This is a genomic window from Curtobacterium sp. Csp2, assembly GCF_013347165.1.
Genome location: NZ_CP054593.1, coordinates 291,291 through 296,058 on the forward strand (window position 1 = coordinate 291,291; position 4,768 = coordinate 296,058).

5 protein-coding genes are annotated in these 4,768 nt (G+C 72.5%); 3 read left to right on the top strand and 2 right to left on the bottom strand.

Annotated features, from left to right (window positions below):
• Positions 1-226 (bottom strand): DUF1697 domain-containing protein (locus tag HUN59_RS01490; protein ID WP_174779325.1); only part of this gene is annotated, 226 nt, incomplete at its 3' end.
• 97 nt (positions 227-323) lie between these two features.
• On the opposite strand from HUN59_RS01490, the gene HUN59_RS01495 reads away from it, so the two are divergent.
• The 3 genes from HUN59_RS01495 (at position 324) to HUN59_RS01505 (ending at position 2,798) form a co-directional block, all read left to right on the top strand.
• On the top strand, positions 324-896 hold the full coding sequence (locus HUN59_RS01495) for an ArsR/SmtB family transcription factor (RefSeq protein ID WP_058740733.1): 573 nt from the start codon (positions 324-326) through the stop codon (positions 894-896).
• Positions 893-2,167: an MFS transporter gene (locus HUN59_RS01500; RefSeq protein WP_174777304.1), complete on the top strand. Its 1,275-nt coding sequence runs from the start codon at positions 893-895 to the stop codon at positions 2,165-2,167. Before HUN59_RS01495 ends, HUN59_RS01500 begins: the two co-directional genes overlap by 4 nt.
• A gap of 166 nt (positions 2,168-2,333) precedes the next feature.
• The gene (locus tag HUN59_RS01505) at positions 2,334-2,798 is read left to right on the top strand and encodes a hypothetical protein (RefSeq protein ID WP_058740737.1); all 465 of its coding nucleotides are present in this window, start codon (positions 2,334-2,336) and stop codon (positions 2,796-2,798) included.
• A 172-nt stretch (positions 2,799-2,970) separates the two neighbouring features.
• On the opposite strand, the gene HUN59_RS01510 is transcribed toward HUN59_RS01505, so the two are convergent.
• On the bottom strand, positions 2,971-4,443 hold the full coding sequence (locus tag HUN59_RS01510; RefSeq protein WP_174777305.1) for an NCS2 family permease: 1,473 nt from the start codon (positions 4,441-4,443) through the stop codon (positions 2,971-2,973).
• Between the last annotated feature and the right edge of the window lie 325 nt (positions 4,444-4,768).

Sequence of the window (4,768 nt, forward strand, 5' to 3'; positions counted from 1 at the left end):
CGAGCACGATCCAGGCGTCGTAGCCGAACCGGTCGCGCAAGGCCTGCTCGACGGCGCCCGTGACCGAGGCGGCGTCCCCGTCCGCGGTGAACACGACGTTGCCCGACGCGAGCACCGTGCGCACGTCCTCGTACCCGAGCTCGCGGAACAGCGCCGCGAGCTCCGCGCTCCGGATCGTGATCCCGTTGACGTTCACCCCGCGCAGCAGCGCGACCCACCTGGCCATGTCGGCACCGTAGCGCGCTCGCCCGACGCGGGGCGATCCTCCAGTCCGATCCACAAGAAGTGTTGCGCAACGATTCTTGTGGATCTATCGTCGAGTCATGGACGTCCAGCGACTCGACGACGCAGCCCACATGCGGGCGCTCGCCCACCCGACCCGGCTGCGCATCGTCGGGCTGCTGCGCTCCGGCGGTCCGCAGACCGCCGCGATGCTCGGGGAGCAGGTGGACGAGGCGCCCGGGACGATCAGCTACCACTGCGGGCGACTCGCGACCGCTGGCTTCATCGAACCCGCGCCGGAACTCGGCACCGACCGACGTGAGCGCTGGTGGCGGGCCACGGCGCAGCACACGTCGTGGAACCTGGCCGACGCGTTCGACGACCCCGACCGGATGCTCGCCGCCACGGCGCTCGACCACACCGTCGCCCAGGCGTACGCCGACGAGTACCGGGCGTTCATCGACCACGTCCCGGCACTCGGTCGCGAGTGGGTCGCGGCCTCGAACAGCGGCGACCGGGTGCTCCGGCTGACGGTGGACGAACTGCGGGACCTCGGCGCCGAACTGCAGGGCGTGCTCGACCGGTGGGAGGCCGTCAGCGCGGACCACGTGGCGGGCGACGGCTCCGAGCGTGTGACGGCGGTCGTGCAGAGCTACCGGTCGGCACGGCCGTGAACGCGCGGTGGCGGCTGCGGTCGCTCCTCGCGGTGCAGGTCGTCTCGCGCACGGGCAACGTCGCGACGACCATCGCGGTGCCGTTCGTGGTGCTCTCGCGCGGTGGGTCCGCGACCGACGTCGGCATCGCGGCGTTCGCGGCGACGGTGCCGATCGTGCTCGGCGGGGCGTTCGGCGGCGTGCTCGTGGAGCGGTTCGGGTTCGTCCGGTCGAGCGTGGTGTCGGACCTCGTCAGCGCGGTGACCCTCGCCGCGGTCCCCCTCCTGGCGTGGACGGTCGGGCTGCCTTCGTGGGGACTGCTCGTGCTCGTGTTCCTCGGCGGCTTGTTCGACACCCCGGGGGAGTCCGGGCGACGGGTGCTCCTGCCGGGGCTCGCGACGGCCGCGGGTGTCCCGCTCGAACGGGCGGTCGGGCACTTCGAGGCGTCCGTCCGGTTCTCCGTGCTGCTCGGTGCGCCGGCTGCCGGGCTGCTCGTCGGGGCCGTCGGACCGCTGCCGGCGCTGGCGGTCACCGCGTCGGTCTTCGCGGCGGCGGCGGTGCTCGCGGTGCTGACGCTCCGCGGGGCGACGGTGCACCCGGCGCCGGACGCGGCGCCGGCCGAGCGTTCCGCGGGCTACTGGCGGGACCTCGGGGCCGGGCTGCGGTTCTGCGTGCGGGACCCGCTGTTCCGGCTCGTGATCGCCCTGGTGCTCGTGACGAACCTGCTCGACGCCGCACGGTCCACAGCGCTGCTCCCGCTCTACGCCGACCGGGTGCTCGACGGCGCACAGTCGCTCGGCATCGTCAGCGGGACCTACGGCGGGGCGGCGTTCCTCGGGTCGCTCGCGTTCGGGTACGTGGCGCACCGGCTGCCGCGCCGGATCACGTTCGTGGTCTGCTTCGTGCTCGCCGGCGGGCCGTCGCTCGTGGTGCCGGCACTCGGGCTCGGGCTGCCGTGGATGCTCGGTGCGTGCGCGGTGTCCGGGCTCGCGGCCGGGGCGCTCAACCCCATCCTCGGCGCCGTCGAGCTCGAGCGGATCCCGGGGCCGATGCGGGCCCGGGTGTTCGGGTTGCTCTCCGCGGGGTCGTGGGCGGGCATCCCCCTCGGCGGGCTCTTCGGCGGGATCGCGGCGGACGGCATCGGCGTGACGGCGACGTTCGGTGTCGTGGCGGTGGTCTACACGGTGGTCACGCTGTCGCCGTTGCTCGGGGGGTCGTGGCGGTTGATGGAGCGGCGTGCGGCCGAGGCCCCAGCGCGGCTCCCGGTGCCGGTCTCGACTCCGTCGGCGTGAGGCGGAGCGGGGCTGTGCCGGGTCGGCTGCGCTCCGCACAACCGGAAGCACGGCGCACCATGGACTCCCGCGGCGCGGCGTGCTTCCGGCTGTGCGGGAGCACTCCGACCCACCGGGCGCCGAATCGCTCGGAGCGCCCCGAGCACCGCTCCGGTAGACGGGGTGCATGACTGACGAGCGACACGACGACGGCCAGGGTCCCGACGACGCGCACCAGGTACCGGAGGGGGTGTCCGAGGCGACCGTCGAGGCCCTCGGCACGCTGTCGGCCGCCCTCGAGGTGCTCGAGCACGCCCGTGGCCTGCTCTACGGGTTCCACCGGCTGACGGGGACGGCGGACCTCAACCTCGGGGACGCCGTCGAGCAGCTCCGGAAGGCGGGTCACACCGAGCTCGCGGAGCGGATCGACACCGAGCTGGTGGGGCGGAACGTCATCGACGGGCGGTGGACGTTCCAGATCGTCGAGGACTACGACGACAACTACTACGCGCTCGCCAAGGAGCTCGAGCAGACCGCACGCGACCAGCTCGTCGGTGGGAAGCGCCACCTGTACGAGGCGAGCATGAAGGAGGACCGGCGCACGGACGGCCGTCGCCGCCACGAGGCCAAGCCGGCGGACCTGCGGGACTGACCCCGAGCCTCCAGGCCGGACTGCCGGACTGCCGGACTGCCGGACTGCCCCTCCGCGAAACGCAACGTGGGCGGCTCCGCGCAGCGGAATGTCGCTGCGAGGAACCGCCCACGTTGCGTCTTGCGGGACGAGCCGGGACGAGCCGCCGGGACGGACCGGCGAGCCGGCCCCGCTACCCCACCCCGAGCAGGGCCTCGAGCGGGCCGCGCGCGAAGTACAGCAGGAAGCCCGCGGCGACGACGTAGAGCAGCCACGACACCTCGCGCCCGCGGCCGGACAGCAGCTTGATGAGCACCCAGCTGATGAAGCCCGCACCGATGCCGTTCGCGATCGAGTACGTCAGCGGCATCACGACGATCGTCAGGAACGCCGGCAGCGCCGCCCCGAAGTCCGTCCACTCGATGTCCTTCACCTGCGCCACCATGAGCGCACCGACGACGACGAGTCCGGCGGCCGCGACCTCGAGCGGCACGACCTGCGTCAACGGGGTCAGGAACATCGACGCCAGGAACAGCAGCCCCGTCACGACCGAGGCCATGCCCGTGCGGGCGCCCTCGCCGATGCCCGACGCGGAGTCGATGAACACCGTGTTCGACGACACCGAGGCACCACCGCCGGCGATCGCCCCGGCACCCTCGACGACGAGCGCGGACTTCAGGCGCGGGAAGGTCCCGTCGGGCTTCGCGACCCCGGCGGCCTTCGCCAGCCCGGTCATCGTGCCCATGGCGTCGAAGAAGTTCGTGAACACGAGCGTGAAGACGAGCATCGACGCGGCGACCGGACCGATGCGGGTGAACGCCCCGAACACGTCCGCGTGCCCGACGAGCGACAGGTCCGGCAGCGCGAAGAACGCACTCGGCAGCCCCGGTGCGTTGAGGTTCCAGCCGGTCGGCGAGTCCACCGAGGTCGGGACCTTGAAGATCGCCTGCAGGACGATCGCGACGATCGTCGTGCCGATGATGCCGATGAGCAGCGCGCCCTTGACCTTGCGCGCCATGAGCGTGCCGATGACGACCAGGCCGATCAGGAACACGATCGTCGGCAGGGCCGCGACGGAGCCGTCCTCGCCGAGCTGCAGCGGCGGCGACGCGTTCTTCGTGGTGCGCACGAAGCCCGAGTCGACGAGCCCGATGAAGGCGATGAACAGGCCGATGCCGACCGTGATCGCGGCCTTGAGCTGCGCGGGCACCGCCGTGAAGATCATCGTCCGGATGCCGGTCAGCGCCAGGATGACGATCACCACGCCGTTGATGACGACCAGGCCCATCGCCTCGGCCCACGTCACCTGGTGCACGACGCTCACGGCGAGGAACGAGTTGATCCCGAGCCCCGCTGCGATGCCGAACGGCAGGTTCGCGACGAGACCCATCGCGATCGTCATGACCCCGGCGACGAGGCCGGTGGCCGCGGCGACCTGGGCGTTCTGCAGCCAGCCACCGAGGACGTCGTGCGGCGCCTGGTCCTGGCTGAACCCACCGAGGATGAGCGGGTTGAGGATGACGATGTACGCCATCGTCACGAACGAGACGAGGCCACCACGGACCTCGCGGGGGATGCTCGACCCGCGCTGCGTGATCGAGAAGAAGCGGTCGAGGCCGGATGCGAAGCGGTTCCGGGGCGGGGTGTCGGTCTGCTGGGCGCTCACCGAAGGAGTTTACAGAACGCTGGGAGTGCGGGGATGCTCGACCCGCGCTGCGTGATCGAGAAGAAGCGGTCGAGGCCGGATGCGAAGCGGTTCCGGGGCGGGGTGTCGGTCTGCTGGGCGCTCACCGAAGGAGTTTACAGAACGCTGGGAGTGCGGCGGGTCGCCCCGGTTCGGCACCCCCCAGCCGGGGGCGGGGGACACCGCCGGGAGGCTCGTGGCCCGCTGCTCGGGCGGCATGCGTCCGCCCCCCGGTCGTTCCCCGGTCCCGCCGCCGGCCCCCGTCCCGCGCCGCGCAGCGCGCTCGCCTCCGCCCGCCCCGCGGCTC